The organism is Arthrobacter sp. N199823, assembly GCF_002929705.1.
Lineage (GTDB): Bacteria > Actinomycetota > Actinomycetes > Actinomycetales > Micrococcaceae > Specibacter.
On the sequence record NZ_PJIN01000001.1, the window covers coordinates 755,045 to 770,856 of the forward strand.

The 15,812-nt window shown below is 62.4% G+C and carries 16 protein-coding genes; 14 read left to right on the top strand and 2 right to left on the bottom strand.

Annotated elements, in window-relative coordinates; translation table 11 throughout:
- The first annotated feature begins 1 nt into the window (after position 1).
- Both CXQ93_RS03270 and CXQ93_RS03275 read left to right on the top strand, forming a co-directional pair.
- A complete protein-coding gene (locus tag CXQ93_RS03270; RefSeq protein ID WP_104109007.1) occupies positions 2-1,402 on the top strand; it encodes a dihydrolipoamide acetyltransferase family protein in 1,401 nt (466 codons plus the stop codon).
- Between the two features lie 163 nt (positions 1,403-1,565).
- Positions 1,566-1,934 (top strand): SPW repeat protein, encoded by a 369-nt coding sequence (locus tag CXQ93_RS03275; RefSeq protein ID WP_104109008.1) that lies wholly within the window; start codon positions 1,566-1,568, stop codon positions 1,932-1,934.
- Between the two features lie 169 nt (positions 1,935-2,103).
- Here the strand turns inward: CXQ93_RS03275 and CXQ93_RS03280 are convergent, their stop codons facing one another.
- Positions 2,104-2,700, bottom strand: coding sequence for a TetR/AcrR family transcriptional regulator (locus CXQ93_RS03280; RefSeq protein WP_258068556.1), 597 nt, complete (start codon positions 2,698-2,700; stop codon positions 2,104-2,106).
- A 100-nt stretch (positions 2,701-2,800) separates the two neighbouring features.
- On the opposite strand from CXQ93_RS03280, the gene CXQ93_RS03285 reads away from it, so the two are divergent.
- The 8 genes from CXQ93_RS03285 (at position 2,801) to CXQ93_RS03320 (ending at position 11,086) form a co-directional block, all read left to right on the top strand.
- A complete protein-coding gene (locus CXQ93_RS03285) occupies positions 2,801-4,408 on the top strand; it encodes a carboxyl transferase domain-containing protein (protein WP_104109010.1) in 1,608 nt (535 codons plus the stop codon).
- Between the two features lie 6 nt (positions 4,409-4,414).
- A complete protein-coding gene (locus tag CXQ93_RS03290; RefSeq protein WP_104109011.1) occupies positions 4,415-6,580 on the top strand; it encodes a biotin carboxylase N-terminal domain-containing protein in 2,166 nt (721 codons plus the stop codon).
- 2 nt (positions 6,581-6,582) lie between these two features.
- A complete protein-coding gene (locus tag CXQ93_RS03295) occupies positions 6,583-7,746 on the top strand; it encodes an acyl-CoA dehydrogenase family protein (RefSeq protein ID WP_104109204.1) in 1,164 nt (387 codons plus the stop codon).
- Positions 7,747-7,767: 21 nt separating this feature from the next.
- A complete protein-coding gene (locus CXQ93_RS03300; protein ID WP_104109012.1) occupies positions 7,768-8,571 on the top strand; it encodes a CoA transferase subunit A in 804 nt (267 codons plus the stop codon).
- 2 nt (positions 8,572-8,573) lie between these two features.
- The gene (locus CXQ93_RS03305; protein WP_104109013.1) at positions 8,574-9,227 is read left to right on the top strand and encodes a CoA transferase subunit B; all 654 of its coding nucleotides are present in this window, start codon (positions 8,574-8,576) and stop codon (positions 9,225-9,227) included.
- A 98-nt stretch (positions 9,228-9,325) separates the two neighbouring features.
- On the top strand, positions 9,326-9,790 hold the full coding sequence (locus CXQ93_RS03310) for a MaoC family dehydratase (RefSeq protein ID WP_256939472.1): 465 nt from the start codon (positions 9,326-9,328) through the stop codon (positions 9,788-9,790).
- A 34-nt stretch (positions 9,791-9,824) separates the two neighbouring features.
- Positions 9,825-10,634, top strand: a complete 810-nt coding sequence (locus CXQ93_RS03315) for a CoA ester lyase (protein ID WP_104109015.1) — start codon at positions 9,825-9,827, stop codon at positions 10,632-10,634.
- Between the two features lie 128 nt (positions 10,635-10,762).
- Complete coding sequence (locus CXQ93_RS03320; RefSeq protein ID WP_104109016.1) at positions 10,763-11,086, top strand: hypothetical protein; 324 nt, start codon at positions 10,763-10,765, stop codon at positions 11,084-11,086.
- A 121-nt stretch (positions 11,087-11,207) separates the two neighbouring features.
- Here the strand turns inward: CXQ93_RS03320 and CXQ93_RS03325 are convergent, their stop codons facing one another.
- Positions 11,208-11,783: an NADPH-dependent FMN reductase gene (locus tag CXQ93_RS03325; RefSeq protein WP_104109017.1), complete on the bottom strand. Its 576-nt coding sequence runs from the start codon at positions 11,781-11,783 to the stop codon at positions 11,208-11,210.
- A gap of 131 nt (positions 11,784-11,914) precedes the next feature.
- Here CXQ93_RS03325 and CXQ93_RS03330 point away from each other — a divergent pair, with 131 nt between their 5' ends.
- From CXQ93_RS03330 to CXQ93_RS03345, 4 genes are all read left to right on the top strand, one after another.
- A complete protein-coding gene (locus tag CXQ93_RS03330; protein WP_104109205.1) occupies positions 11,915-12,382 on the top strand; it encodes a MarR family winged helix-turn-helix transcriptional regulator in 468 nt (155 codons plus the stop codon).
- A 61-nt stretch (positions 12,383-12,443) separates the two neighbouring features.
- Positions 12,444-13,658, top strand: a complete 1,215-nt coding sequence (gene dxr / locus CXQ93_RS03335; protein ID WP_104109018.1) for a 1-deoxy-D-xylulose-5-phosphate reductoisomerase — start codon at positions 12,444-12,446, stop codon at positions 13,656-13,658.
- A 39-nt stretch (positions 13,659-13,697) separates the two neighbouring features.
- Positions 13,698-15,029 carry an RIP metalloprotease gene (locus CXQ93_RS03340; protein ID WP_104109019.1) on the top strand — a complete coding sequence of 444 codons (1,332 nt, stop codon included), beginning with the start codon at positions 13,698-13,700 and terminating at the stop codon, positions 15,027-15,029.
- A gap of 112 nt (positions 15,030-15,141) precedes the next feature.
- Positions 15,142-15,768 carry a helix-turn-helix domain-containing protein gene (locus CXQ93_RS03345; RefSeq protein WP_104109020.1) on the top strand — a complete coding sequence of 209 codons (627 nt, stop codon included), beginning with the start codon at positions 15,142-15,144 and terminating at the stop codon, positions 15,766-15,768.
- The last annotated feature ends 44 nt before the right edge of the window (positions 15,769-15,812 follow it).

Consider the following 15,812-nt stretch of genomic DNA (forward strand, 5'->3'; position numbering starts at 1 on the left):
CATGATCGCTGAATTCAAACTCCCCGACCTAGGTGAGGGCCTCACCGAATCCGAGATTGTCAGCTGGCAGGTGGGTGTGGGTGACACCGTGACACTGAACCAGGTTCTGGGCGAAGTGGAAACAGCCAAGGCAGTGGTGGAACTACCCTCGCCTTACGCTGGCGTGGTCACGGCCATCACCCACGAGCCCGGCACCATGGTGGAAGTTGGCGAAGTTATCATCGCCTTCGAGGTCTCGGCTCCAGCAGGTGCGCAAGTTTCGCCTACAACGGGAACCGCGTCCGAAGAGCAAGCTCCCAAGCGGGTACCTACGCTGGTAGGTTACGGCGCAGATCCGGAAACCTCTACCCGTCCCGCGCGGCGGGCTCGAGCAGCGGCTGGTGCCGGCAGCTCGGCCATCAGTGACGCCCAGGCCGCTCATGCTGCTCCGACAGTGCAGCACGCTGCTCCCGTGCAGTCTGTTCCGCCCGTGCGGCCCGTGCAACTGGAGGACGCCCCTGACGTCCGGATGCAGCCGGATCGGCCCAGGTCCACGCCGCCGGTGCGCAAACTGGCGCGGGATCTGGGAATTGAGCTGGAATCACTGACGGGCACGGGGGAGCGAGGGCTGATCACCCGCGAGGACGTGGTCGCCTTTGTCGGGGACCACACGCAAGGTGCCGGGAGCCCGGTGGCGGGTGCGGCGTCGTCAGCGCAAAGCCAGCGAGAGGTGCGCACGCCCATTAAGGGAGTCCGCAAATTCATGGCTCAGGCCATGGTGGAGAGCGCCTTCACAGCTCCGCATGTTACCGAATTCCTGACAGTTGATGTCACGGCTGGGATGGATTTCCTTGCCAAGTTGCGCACCCACAAGGAGTTCGACGGTGTGAAGGTCACCCCGCTGACGCTGGCAGCCAAAGCGGTGACCCTGGCGCTCTCGCGGCAACCGGCGCTGAACTCGCGGTGGGATCAGGAGCGGGCGGAGGTTGTCACCTACAACTACCTCAACCTGGGTATTGCCGCAGCCACGCCTCGCGGATTGCTGGTGCCCAACATCAAGGATGTTCAGGATTTGGGGCTGCGCGCGCTCGCCGTAGCGTTGGGGGACTTGGCGAAGACGGCCCGGGATGGGAAGACCCCGCCTTCGGATTTGGCGGGTGGCACCTTCTCCATTACCAACATTGGCGTGTTTGGGATCGACGCCGGTACGCCCATCTTGAACCCGGGCGAGGCTGGCATTTTGGCCCTTGGTGCGGTGCGCCGGGTGCCGTGGGAGCACGAGGGGGGGATTGCCCTGCGGCAGGTCATGACCCTCAGCCTTTCCTTTGACCACAGGCTCGTGGACGGGGCGCAGGGATCGCGCTTCCTGGCGGATGTGGGTGCCATGATGGCTGATCCGGCCATGGCGCTGGTTCTGGGCTAAGTCGCGGAGGGGCGGGCCTGGAGTGGCGCAGCGTGGTGCCTTAATCCGCGCTGGGGAATGGCACATGCATTGCAACCTTGAGGCTCTGGTTCCGGCGAGTCCACGGACGTATATTTGTAGTGACCCCCACTCTGGGAGCCAACTGATAAGGAGGTTGGTATCGATGAAGAAGTGGAATCGCTGGCAAGATTATGTTGCCGTGATCGCGGGCTTGGTTGCTGCTCTGTCAACACTGTGGACAACTCAGGAATCCGGATCCATGGTCATGATGATTGGTTGCGGCGTCCTACTGATGGCATCGGGAATCTGGAACCTGATGAGCCCCGGGCAGCCGGTGGCTGAATGGGTGCAGATGGTCCTCGGAGCCCTGTTGTTTATTTCCCCGTGGCTGGTTGGCTACACAACTCACATGGGTGCGGCATGGACGTCCTGGATCGCTGGTGGCGTGGCCCTGATTGTTGGGATGCTCGCACTGCAGCCCAGCATGCACGAGCGTGCCGATACCCATCACGGAGGCGCGGCAGCTCACTGATTCCCGTTTGGGCACCTTGGCCCAGCAAATGATCCCGATTCCGCCTGATGATAACGATATTTCGGTCTCATCAGGCGAAATCGGGATCATTTTTGCTCGATCACCGTCACGGAGCAACAGCTCGAACGCCATCCGGGCGACGGCGTGGGGACTGATGCCCCGCCCGTGGCTATGTGCCGGTCAACCCCGCCCAGGCCATGGCTTCTAGCACCTGCCGGGCCGTAGCATCCCGCTCGCCGTGGATGCGCACGCTGTAAGGGGTGGAGTTGATCAGACCGAAAGCCGCATGGGCTTGCAGGCGGCGCACTGTCACGGCCCGCTCCGGAAAAAGCCTGCCCAACACCTCGACCCAGAGCTCAACGTAGGCGCGCTGCAAGGATCTCACGGCGGCCCTGTCGGCAGTGCCCAAACTGTCAAAGTCTCTGTCCTGAACCCGGATCACATCGGGCTTGTTCAATGCGAAGTCAACCTGGAAGGCCACCAGCGCTCGCAGGGAGGCACCGTCGTCGTGCGTGGCATTCAGGACTGCCCGGCCGCTGGATAAAAGGTCCTCGCTGACCTCCACCAACAGCGCCCCGAGCAGTGCCTGTTTGCCGTCGAAGTGCCGGTATACGGCTGGCCCGCTGACTCCGGCGGCGGCTCCCAAGTCCTCGATGGAGACGCCATTGAAACCGCGCTGGGCGAACAAGGTCGCGGCGGAGCGTAGGAGCACTGTGCGGCGTTCGGCCTTGGCTTGCGTGCGGGCTGTAGTTGGTTGTGAACTCATGACTCCCTCTGTGCTGGACATCACAGAATAGAAAGACTAACCTGAAACTCAGTTAGTGGTTATTAACTTAGTGTATCGCTCACGGAGCAGATGAGGGTCGATGGAGACTTTGCGGAGCCAGATAGAGCCAGCAGGGGAGGCGTTTGCGGGCAATGACGCTGCGCAGCGGGCCCTGGTGGAGGAATTGCGCGGGCATTTGCGCACCACGGCGCAGGGCGGGCCGGAAAAGTCGCGCCAGCGTCATGTCTCCCGCGGCAAGCTGCTGCCCCGGGACCGGGTGAACCACCTGCTGGATGACGGCAGCCCGTTCCTGGAGATTTCACCGCTTGCCGCACATGAGATGTACGACGGCGCGTCCCCCGGCGCCGGGGTCATCGCCGGCATCGGCGTGGTTGCGGGCCGCCACGTCATGGTCGTGTGCAACGACGCCACGGTCAAGGGCGGCACCTACTATCCGCTGACGGTCAAGAAGCATCTGCGTGCGCAGGAGATTGCGCTCGAAAACAGGCTGCCCTGTATTTATCTGGTGGATTCCGGTGGCGCGTTTCTGCCCAAGCAGGATGAGGTGTTCCCGGACAAGGAGCACTTTGGCCGGATCTTCTTCAACCAAGCCCAAATGTCGGCCCGAAAAATCCCGCAGATTGCCGCCGTCATGGGCTCCTGCACCGCGGGCGGGGCGTACATGCCGGCCATGAGCGATGAGACAGTCATTGTGCGCAACCAGGGCACCATCTTCCTCGGCGGTCCGCCGCTCGTGAAGGCAGCCATCGGCGAGATCGTGACTGCGGAGGAGCTGGGCGGCGGCGAGGTGCACGCGGGCATCTCGGGCGTCGTGGATCATCTCGCCGAAAACGATGAGCACGCTCTGTCCATCATCCGCGACATTGTCTCCACGTTCCCGCCCAATCCGGCACCGGCCTGGGCGCTCACCGACCCGCAGGCGCCCGCCGTCGAGCCTTCAGAGCTCTACGGTGCTGTCCCCACGGACCTGAACACGCCCTATGACATCCGAGAGGTCATCGCCCGGCTGGTGGACGGCAGCAAGTTCCACGAATTCAAGAAGAACTACGGCACCACTCTGGTTACCGGATTTGCCACACTTCATGGCCATCCGGTGGGCATCGTGGCCAACAACGGCGTGCTGTTCAGCGAATCGGCCCTGAAGGGTGCGCATTTCATCGAGTTGTGCGACCAACGAGGCATCCCGCTGATCTTCCTACAAAACCTCAACGGCTTCATGGTTGGCAAGGACTACGAACACGGCGGCATCGCCAAACACGGCGCCAAGATGGTCACCGCCGTCGCAACGGCCCGCGTGCCGAAGCTGACAGTCATTGTGGGCGGGTCCTTTGGTGCCGGCAATTACTCCATGTGCGGGCGAGCCTATAGCCCCCGTTTCCTGTGGATGTGGCCGGCGGCGCGGATCTCCGTCATGGGCGGCAACCAGGCCTCCTCCGTGTTGGCCACGGTCAAGCGAGATGCGCACGAACGCAGCGGCCACGACTGGTCCGCCGCGGAGGAAGCCGAGTTCAAGGCTCCCATCCTGGCCCAATATGAGCACCAGGGCAGCCCCTACTATTCCACCGCCCGTCTCTGGGACGACGGCATCATTGACCCTGCCGACACCCGCACCGTCCTGGGCCTGGCCCTAGACGTGTGCGCCAGAACCCCGCTGCCGGAGACCTCCTTCGGTCTCTTTAGGATGTGAGCCACCATGACTGAAGCTGCTGACACACCACTTTTTGACACAGTCCTTTTTGGCACCGTCCTGGTGGCCAATCGAGGAGAGATTGCCTGCCGCGTCATCGGCACTTTGCGCGCTCAGGGGATCCGTTCCGTTGCCATTTATTCAGAGGCCGACGCCGGGGCCCGCCACGTGCGCGAGGCCGATTTGGCGCTGTCTATCGGTCCCGCCGCGGCGAGTGAGAGCTACCTGAACATTGCGGCCGTCGTCGAGGCTGCCCGTGCGTCGGGTGCTCAGGCCGTGCACCCGGGCTACGGCTTCCTGTCCGAAAACCTCGACTTCGCAAAGGCCCTGGATGCTGCCGGCATCGTCTTCATTGGGCCGAACATTGAGGCCCTGAATGTCATGGGCGACAAGATTCGCTCCAAAAACCATGTATCCGCCGCTGGCGTGCCCGTGGTGCCCGGCATCTCCGAGCCCGGGCTCACGGACGCTGACTTGATTGCGGCGGCCGCTGACATAGGCTATCCGCTGCTCATCAAGCCCTCCGCCGGTGGTGGCGGCAAGGGCATGCACAGTGTGTTCGGCGCTGAGGAACTGCCTGCCACCCTGGCCACGGCCCGGCGCGTTGCCGCTGCGTCCTTTGGTGACGACACCCTGTTCCTGGAACGCCTCGTGGCCAACCCGCGCCATATTGAGGTGCAGATCCTCGGCGACACCTTTGGCAGTGTCGTACACCTGGGCGAGCGAGAATGTTCGCTGCAACGCCGTCACCAAAAAGTCATCGAGGAGGCTCCCTCGCCGCTACTCTCTGGGTTGGCGGACGGATCAGCTATCCGTGCGCGGCTTGGTGCCGCAGCTTGTGCGGCAGCAGCGAGCGTCAACTACACGGGTGCGGGAACTGTGGAGTTCCTTGTCTCGGACGACCGCCCGGATGAGTTCTTCTTCATGGAGATGAACACCCGCCTGCAGGTGGAGCACCCCGTCACAGAGATGGTGGCTCGGGTGCGTGGCGAGGCACTGGACCTGGTGGCGTGGCAGCTGCGGATTGCGGCCGGGGAGAAGCTCGACTTCGGCCAGGCCGATGTCACGCTTGAGGGCCATGCTGTTGAGGCGCGTGTGTATGCGGAACAACCATCCGAGGGATTCCTGCCCGCCACCGGAACCATCGTTGGGCTAGATGAGTCTGTAGCGCTGCGCCCCGGCGTTCGTGTTGACAGCTCCTTGGTGCGGGGCCTCGAGATCACATCCAACTACGACCCCATGCTGGCCAAGGTCATCGCTTGGGGGAGCGACAGGACGCAATCGCTGGAGCGACTCGATGCCGCTTTGGCCGACTACGTGGTCCTGGGCGTTCCCACCAACGTCGAATACTTGCGCCTGCTCCTGGCCGACCCCGACGTCCGGGCTGGCCGCCTCGACACCAACCTCATTGAACGCAAACTGCCGGACATGATGTTCCGCGCGACAGGTGCCGCAGAGTATGCCGCCGCGGCATTCGCGGCACGGGTAAGTGCGGCTGCGGCCCGGAATTCCCTCGGCGGCTATCCGACCAATCGGCCGCTGGCGGCCTCGGTCTCCTTTACGCCGCCTACGGGAACACCGGCTCCTCCGCCGCTTCGACCGTGGCAAAGGAGCGACAACTGGCGGCTCGGAGACGCGGCACCCTGGCGCAGCACCTGGGCGGCACCCGGCCGCACCGGCGTGGCAACGGTCAGCGGTACGGAAGGTCTCGGCGTCGTGCGCGTCAACGGCCTGGGCGAGAGCGTCCAGGAATTGCCGGCGTCGATGGACGGCTACCAGGTTGCCGTGGCCGGGGACACCGTGTTCCTGGGATCCGGCGGGTGGAGCGTTGCGCTGGAACGCCTAGACCGTGATGCGGCCACGGCACGCATGCTGGCCGGGCTGGAACGGGAGGACGCCGCGGCCGATCCCCAACTACGCAGCCCCATGCCCGGCACAGTCACCGTGGTCAACGCCAAAACGGGGGAGCGGGTGGAGGCCGGGACCGTGCTGTTGGCGGTCGAAGCCATGAAGATGGAACACCAGATCACAGCCCCCATGGCCGGGACCGTGCACATTGGCGTCAGCGTGGGCTCGCTGGTCAAGGCGGACCAGGTGGTTGCCACCGTAACGCCAGACGCCGGTGCACCCGCACCAGAAGACAAGTCAACAACAAGCCCTGAAGGGGAATGACAGTGCCAAACTTTGAACTCAACGACGAGTACCAGGCCCTCAGCGACATGGTGCGCGAATTTGCTGACACCGTGGTGGCTCCGGTCTCTGCCAAGCACGACGAGGAACATAGTTTCCCCTACGAGGTCGTGGCACAGATGGGGGAGCTGGGCCTGTTCGGCCTGCCATTCCCTGAAGAATTCGGCGGCATGGGCGGGGACTACTTTGCCCTTTCTCTAGCGCTGGAACAGTTGGGGCGGGTGGACCAGTCGGTGGCCATCACCCTCGAAGCGGGGGTGTCCTTGGGAGCCATGCCGGTGCACCGCTTCGGCACGCGGGCGCAGAAGGAGCAATGGCTGCCTGCGTTGACTAGCGGAGAGGCGCTCGCAGGCTTCGGCCTGACCGAGCCCGACGCCGGATCCGACGCCGGGGGAACCGCCACCAAGGCCCGGCTGGAGAATGGCGAATGGGTCATTGACGGCTCCAAGCAGTTCATCACCAACTCCGGCACGTCCATCACCAAGTTCGTCACCGTCACAGCCGTCACCGGTACCTCGGAACGGGCAGATGGAAGCCTGAAGAAGGAGATTTCCACCATCATCGTGCCCAATGGGACCCCTGGTTTCACGGTGGAGAAGGCGTACAACAAGGTGGGTTGGAACGCTTCCGACACCCACCCGCTCACCTTTGCTGGTGTCCGTGTCCCAGAGGAAAACCTGCTGGGTGAGCGAGGCCGCGGCTACGCCAACTTCCTATCCATCTTGGATGAGGGGCGCATTGCCATCGCCGCCTTGGCCACCGGCGCCGCCCAAGGCTGCGTCGATGAGGCTGTTCGGTATGCCAAGGAACGCAGCGCCTTCGGCCACAACATTGGCCACTACCAGGGCATCTCCTTCAAGATCGCCCGCATGCAGTCTCGCGCCCATGTGGCCAGGCTGGCCTACTACGACGCCGCCTCACGCATGCTCGCCGGCAAGCCCTTCAAGACCGAAGCTGCCATCGCTAAGATGGTCGCAAGTGAGGCAGCCATGGATAACGCCCGGGATGCCACACAAGTATTCGGCGGTTACGGCTTCATCAACGAGTTCTCCGTAGCCCGCCACTACCGCGATTCAAAGATCCTGGAGGTTGGCGAAGGAACCACGGAAGTCCAGCTGATGCTCATCGCCCGCGAATTGGGCCTCTAAGCCACCCGAAAGGCACCCGCCATGATCAACAAAGTAGTTGCATCCCCGGCCGCCGCAATCCACGACATTCATAACGGCGCATCGCTCGCCGTCGGCGGTTTTGGCCTGTGCGGCATCCCCGTGGCGCTCATTGGCGCCCTGCACGACGCCGGCACCTCTGGGCTGGAGACCATTTCCAATAACTGCGGCGTAGACGATTGGGGACTTGGCATCCTGCTCAGCGACGGGCGCATCCGCCGCACCGTCTCCTCCTATGTGGGGGAGAACAAGGAATTTGCCCGCCAGTTCCTCGCCGGTGAGCTCGAGGTGGAGCTGACCCCGCAGGGCACACTCGCGGAGAAGTTGCGGGCCGGAGGAGCTGGCATCCCTGCGTTTTACACCGCGGCAGGTGTAGGAACCCAGGTCTCCGAAGGTGGCCTGCCGCGCAAGTACGACGGCGCCGGCGGGGTTGCGATAGCCTCGCCACCCAAGGAAGTACGCACCTTTGGGACGGCAGAGTTTGTACTGGAGGAATCGCTCACCCCGGACTTTGCGTTGGTGCACGCATGGAAGGGCGACCGCCACGGGAACCTCATCTTCCACGCCACTGCCATGAACTTCAACCCGCTGTGCGCCATGGCCGGGAAGATCACCATTGCCGAGGTGGAGGAATTAGTGGAACCGGGGGCGTTGGATCCCGAACACATCCACGTTCCCGGCATCTTCGTCCAACGCGTGGTTCACATCCCAGCAGGATCTCCCGGCAGTGAAAAGCGCATTGAAAAGCGGACCGTGCAAGCTGAACCGGACTCCGCTCCGGCTGGCACCAACGGACAGGAAGCGTAACCATGGCACTCACACGTAACGAGCTCGCTGCTCGGGTGGCACAGGAGCTGCACAACGGGCAGTACGTGAACTTGGGGATTGGCATGCCCACGCTCATCCCCAACTTCATCCCCGCAGGGGTGGAGGTGGTGCTGCACTCTGAGAACGGGATTCTGGGGACAGGGCCCTATCCTGCCGAGTCCGACGTCGACCCTGATCTGATCAATGCCGGCAAGGAAACCGTCACCGTCAATAAGGGGGCCGCGTTCTTTGACTCGGCGCTCTCCTTTGGCATGGTCCGCGGGGGCCATGTGGATGTCGCGGTACTGGGCGCCATGCAGGTCGCGGCCAATGGAGACCTGGCTAACTGGATGATCCCTGGCAAGATGGTCAAGGGCATGGGCGGTGCCATGGACCTGGTGTTTGGCGCCAAGAAGCTCATTGTCATGATGGAACACACGGATAGGGATGGCAATCCCAAGATTGTCTCCGAGTGCACCTTGCCGCTGACCGGGAAAGGGTGTGTGGACTTAATCGTGACGGACCTGGCTGTTATTGAGGTGACAGCCGATGGACTCGTTTTGAAGGAGCTGGCCCCAGATGTCACAGTGGAGCAGATTGTTGCCGCCACGGGAGCCCCGCTGAACCTGGAGATGCATGATGTGGACAACGTATGAATGAGGAAAACGAAGGCCACCCCAAGGACCATAAGGTGCACGCTGCCCCTGCCCAATCCGCAACTTCGGATCGGGAATCTCAGGAACCCCGGGTAGTGATGCAGCGCGGGCTGTACTTTGATGAGTTACAGATCGGTACGGTGTACCAGCACCGGCCCGGGCGCACGATGACGGAGGCAGATAACGTCCTGTTCACCACCATGACCATGAACACCCAAGCCCTGCATCTGGACGCTGCGTGGAGTGCCCAGCAGCCCTTTGGCCAAAGGCTCATGAACTCCATGTTCACGCTCTCCACCATGGTGGGACAGTCCGTAGCCCAGCTGACCCAGGGCACCATCGTGGCCCAGCTGGGCATGAGCGATATTTCCTTCCCGCACCCGCTGTTTCACGGCGATACCCTGTACACCGAGACGGTGGTGACGGAGAAGCGGCTCTCGGAATCCCGGCCGGGGCAGGGGATTGTGGTGATGGAACACATCGGACGGAACCAATCCGGCGTCGTGGTTGGAAAAGCCAGCCGAACAGCACTTTTTTGGCTCAAGCCAACCGATCAACACTAAGGAGTTCACCATTTCTGTGAGCCAGGACTTCACTATGGGCCCGGCGCTGCTGTTTGCCCCGGCAGACCGGCCCGAACGCTTTGCCAAGGCGGCAGATCGTGCCGATGCCGTCATCATCGACCTCGAAGATGCCGTGGCGCCAAGCGCCAAGGCGCAGGCCCGGGAAAATATGGTGGTCAGCACGCTGGATCCGGCCACCACCATGGTGCGCATCAACGCCCTGGACACGGCCGACGCCGCCTTGGACCTGGCCGCATTGGCGCGCAGCCCGTTCCGGACCATTATGGTGGCCAAGGCCTGTGATCCGGCCGCCATTGCTGCCCTGTCCGAGTACGCCGTGGTTGTGCTGTGTGAGAGCGCGGCCGGGATCATGGTGGCACCGGAGTTGGCGAAACTGCCCAACGTGGTGGGACTCATGTGGGGAGCCGAAGATTTGGTGGCTTCCTTGGGCGGGACCTCCAGCCGCTTCGCTGCCGGCGCTAGGGCTGGCCAGTACCGGGCCGTGGCACTCCACGCGCGCTCGCAGCTATTGTTGGCTGCCGGAGCGGCGGGCAAGGTGGCCATCGACTCCATCTACGCAGACTTTGCCGATCTTGCGGGATTGGCCGAGGAATCCGAGGATGCGGTGGCGAGTGGTTTCGGCGCCAAGGCGTGCATCCACCCGTCGCAGGTTGCCGTGATCAGGGATGCCTACCGGCCGTCGGAGGCTTCGGTTGCCGGAGCCCGGGAGTTGTTGGCGGCCGCAGAGGCAGCCGGCACGGGTGTGTTCGCGTTCAAGGGCCAGATGGTGGATGGCCCCATCCTGCTCCACGCAAGGCAAACCCTGCGCCGCGCCACCCCTTAGCCGACGCCGCATCACTTTCCGGCGGTTTATCGCGAACGCCGCATCACTTTCCGGTGGTTTATCGCGAACGCCGCATCACCAGTTTCCGCGTGGCACAGACTTCAACCACCTGACGAGGAGTTGCCATCGTGGACGATTACCCAGACCCCGGACAGGTGTCCCTTGCGGACATGAACGTCAAGCAGCGGATCAGCCTGGTTCCGTCCGCCTTGGCTGTCCTGTCCCTGCTGTGCAGCATGCTGCTGAGTTGGGTGGTATCCAACGGCGCATCTGGTGGCCCTGTCGGTGTTCGCCGTGATACTTGCCTACGCCGAGGCGGTCATGCTGTCCTTCGGCTCAGCCGAGGGGCGTCTGGGGACGTTGGCGGAACGTTCCTCTGGATGATGGGCGGCGCGGGGCTGTTGGCGTTTTCGGGACTGGCAGCGTTTCAGTGGCCGCGCCGGGAAGTTTAAAGTACGACGGCGGGAGGCCACCAGATAAGGTGGCCTCCCGCCGTCGAGCTCAAAACCGGAAGATGGTGCGGCGTGCCCCGAAACCAGCCGGAATGTGGTGCGGCGTCGGGGCGGGTGGAACTTAGACCGCGGCCAGGGCGCCTTCGCGCACGGTCTTCATGGCGTTGGTCCAGGAAACCAGCTGATCGAACATGGGCTCAACCGAGGCGGCCTGCTGCTCGGTGGGCTTGAAGACGGAGAAGTTCTCGAAGTCGGTGAAGAGGGAGAACATGCCGGTCTTCTGAACGTGGGCAACCTGGAGTTCGGAGAGGATACCGCGCAGGTGCTCCATGGCACGCGCACCGTAAGCGGAGCCGTAACCCACCATGCCGGCAGCCTTGTTGTTGAACTCAGCGTTCAGGTAGGAGATGGCGTTAGCCAGAGCGGGCTGTACGGAGTGGTTGTACTCGCCGGTGATGAAGATGTAGCCGCCGAACTCGTTCATCTTTGCGGCCCAGACCATGGTGTGTTCGTTCTGGTAGTTCTGGTACGCGGCGGGGTAAGCCTCATCCAGGAGCGGCAGGTTGAAGTCGGCAATGTCAACGAGTTCGTAGTCAGCGTCTCCGCGGAGCTTGGCCTGAGCCAATACCCACTCAGCAACTCCTGAGTTGTTACGGCCGGGACGAGTTGAACCTGTGACGATGGCGATCTTAGTCATGTGAGATGCTCCTTGTGAGGTGGAGACCCGCACCCTTGAGTAGGTGACGCGTCAACTAAAACTTGATGTTTCAATCATTGCGCGAGAAGATTGATGTGTCAACTAACTTTTCTATGAATGTGAGACACATCATGTCCGAGCCCCGTTGGCTCAGTCCCGAGGAGCAAGTCACCTGGTTGGAGCTGCGTGAATTCACCTCCGGGTTGCCGCGCGCCACCGACAGGCAGTTGCATCAAGAGGCCGGGATGTCAGGCGGAGAATATGCCGTTCTGGCCGCCGTCTCCGAAGCTCCAGCCGACGGCGTCCGCTCAGGCGACCTTGCCAGGATCCTCGGCTGGGAAAAATCCCGTGTTTCCCATCTGCTGCGGCGCATGGAGGGCAAAGGGCTGCTGGGGCGTTGTGCTGTCAGTGCCGACGGACGCGGGCAGGAGATCACGCTGACGCCTCAGGGCTGGAACGTTGTCAGGGCCGCGGCACCGGGCCATGTCACCATGGTGCGCGAAACAATTTTTGACCCGCTCACGGCCGACGAGCAGTTGCAATTGCGCAACTCCCTGCGCAAGATCCGTGATGCGGCCATTGAGCGCGGCCTCTGGTAGGCCAGCCCATGTAGGAAGTTGGCGGCCCGCATCACGGCGCAAGTGCGGAATACTGGTAAGCATGACGCATCGTAAAGTGATCATCCTCGGCTCAACAGGTTCCATCGGCACGCAGGCGATTGACGTCGTCGACCGTTCCGCGCTCCCCGACGGTACGCCGCGCTTCAGCGTCACCGCCATCAGCGCTGGCGGCGGAAATCTTGAGCTGTTGGCTAACCAAGCCGTGCACCTGCGGGTTTTGGCCGTGGGTACTGCAGCGGACGACGCCGGGACCTTGCGTTCACTGATTGAGGCAGGTGCCGCCGCCGCTGGCTTGGGTGACTTCAGCCCTGAGATCTTCACCGGCCCGGACGCTTCAACCGTTATCGCGGCCTGGGGTGCGGGCTCGGCTGATGCAGCCGATGTGGTGCTTAATGGCATCACCGGATCCATCGGCCTGGCACCGACTCTCGCAGCGCTGGCTACGCCGGCCATTTTGGCGTTGGCCAACAAGGAATCGCTCATTGTGGGTGGTGCGTTGGTCAAGGACGCGGCATCTCCCGGGCAGCTGGTGCCCGTTGATTCCGAACACTCCGCCCTGGCTCAGGCACTCCGTTCAGGGGCTGCAGGGGAGGTGGACAAGCTCATTGTGACAGCGTCTGGCGGACCGTTCCGTGGCCGCAGCCGGGAAGAGCTCGCCGACGTGACGCCGGCCCAGGCTCTCAAGCACCCCACCTGGGACATGGGCATGATGGTCACCACCAACTCGGCCACGCTGGTAAACAAAGGGCTTGAAGTCATCGAGGCTCATCTCCTCTTTGACGTTCCGCTGGATCGGATCGAGGCCGTGGTGCATCCCCAATCCGTGGTCCATTCCATGGTGCAGTTCACTGATGGATCAACGATTGCTCAAGCCTCGCCGCCGGATATGCGTCTACCTATCGCTTTGGGCATGGGGTGGCCGGACCGGGTTCCCGGTGCGTCGGCACCGTGTGACTGGAGCAAGGCTGCCACGTGGACGTTTGAACCACTCGATAACGTGGCGTTTCCCGCCGTCGAACTTGCCAAGGATGCGGCCCGGCGGGGGAGTACCTGCCCCGCCGTCTATAACGCCGCCAACGAGGAAGCGGTCCATGCCTTCCATGCAGGCCGGATAAGCTTCTTGGACATTGTGGACACTATTGCTCAAGTTCTCAGTGAACACACACCCAGTTCGCAGCTGACGCTCCACACCGTGTTGGAAGCTGAAGTGTGGGCACGCGCACGCGCCAACGAGCTGCTGGCCGCTAAGGGCTGAGAAAGCTATTTGGCCAAAAAAATTGAACGCAGGAAGTAAATTGTGACTGTTTTGCTTTTCATTGGCGGAGTGCTTTTTGTAGCCGTCGGCATTGCCCTTTCCATCGCGCTGCACGAGGTGGGGCACTTGTTGCCTGCCAAGCTGTTTAAGGTCCGGGTTACCCGGTACATGATTGGCTTTGGCCCCACCGTCTGGTCGCGCAAAAAGGGTGAAACCGAGTACGGCATCAAAGCCATTCCGGCTGGCGGCTACGTGGCCATGGTCGGCATGTACCCGCCGAATCCCACTGACGGCAGCGTTCGGCCCTCGAGTACCGGCATGTTCCAAACCTTGGCCACCGAGGCACGCAGCGCAGCCCATGAGGAAGTGGGGCCGGAGGACGCCAACCGCGTCTTCTACAAGCTCCCCGTGTGGAAGAAAATCATCATCATGCTCGGTGGACCGGTCATGAACCTGCTCATTGGCGTGGTGCTCATGGGTGTCTTGCTGATGGGCTTTGGTATGGCTCAGGCAACCACCACAGTCTCCGAGGTCAACGCCTGCCAAGTTGCCTACGGCGAACCCGTGCCAACCGACTTAAGTAACTGCACCAAGACTCCGGCCGCTGCCGCTGGGCTGAAGCCCGGAGATGTCATCACCTCCTTTGACGGCAAGGATGTTACGGACTGGGCCGCGTTCACAGAGCAAGTGCGAGCTTCAGCTGGTAAGACAGTGCCGCTGGTCTACGAGCGTGCTGGCCAGTCCATCTCCACCACCATCACCCCGGTCTTGACCGCCCGTCCCGTCATTGGCTCAAACGGCCAGGCAGAAGTGGATGCGTCAGGAACCGCCGTCACCGTCCAGGCAGGCTTCCTTGGCGTTGGGCCCACCTCAGCTATGGTGCGGCAACCGGCGTCGAGCGTTCTTCCTACGGTGGGGGAAAACATTGTCCAGATTGGTGGCGTTGTTTTCCAACTGCCGCAGAAGCTGGTGGGTGTAGCCCAGGCGGCCTTCAGCGCCGAACCGCGTGACCCCAATGGCCCCATCTCGGTGGTTGGTGTGGGGCGCGTGGCCGGCGAGGTTGCGGCCATGGAGCAGATTCCCGTGAGCTCCCGCGTTGCCACACTGATCAGCTTGCTGGCCGGGGTCAACCTGGCGCTGTTTGTGTTCAACTTGATCCCGCTATTACCGCTCGACGGCGGACACGTCCTCGGTGCGCTCTACGAAGGTGTGCGGCGTTTTGCTGCCAAGGTGTTCAAGCGCAAGGATCCGGGCCCGTTCGACATCGCCAAGTTGCTTCCCGTGACCTACGTGGCGGCCGTGGTGCTGATTGGCATGGGTGCCCTGTTGATCTACGCTGACATCGTCAAGCCGGTTAACATCTTCGGTTAGTGTGTCCGGCCGCGCTGGCGCTGGGTTGCGAGCTGCTTGCGAGTCAGGACGCCCTACAAAGTGGCACCTCAAAATGGTTGATATGTACTAAACAATCGATTACGGTTTAGTCATGTTTGTTTTGACCATTGACCAACGCGGCAGTCGCACCCACGGCGACAGGGTTCCGGGACTTTTGGCGCTCCTTTCTGATGTGGACGCAGTTCTGGGGTTCGAGCGGTCCGTGGGTGATGAGGTTCAAGGTGTCCTCGCGGATCCGGAGGTGGTTGTCGAGACGGTGACTCGAGTTCTTCGGGAACGTGACTGGTACATCGGCATTGGACTAGGTGCAGTTGACCTGCCGTTGCCGAAAAGTTCCAGAGAAGCCTCGGGCAATGCCTTTGTTGCAGCACGGGAGGCTGTTGAAGCCGCTAAAAAAACAGGAGATCGCGTCCCATTGTGCGTGCGGACACCCGTTTCAGCAGCTGCGCAATGGGCTGCGGCCGCAGAAGGTGTTTTAGTGCTCCTAGGTGATGTGGTCAGGAAGCGTTCCGACGCTGAATGGCGAGTCATAGACGCACTTGACGCGGCTCCTGGAGTGGCCCAAAAACAAATTGCCCAGCAGCTGGAGATCAGTCCGCAGGCCGTCAGTAAGTCAATATTCCGCTCTGGTCGGCAGGAAGAGCTGGCAGGGCGGCGTGCCGCGGCACTTCTTCTAGAAGAAGCTCTGCGCGGCTTAAATGTCAGTGGCACCCGGTAGATTTCAACTATGAAAATGTCTAGGGACCCAACGGGCGGTTGCTG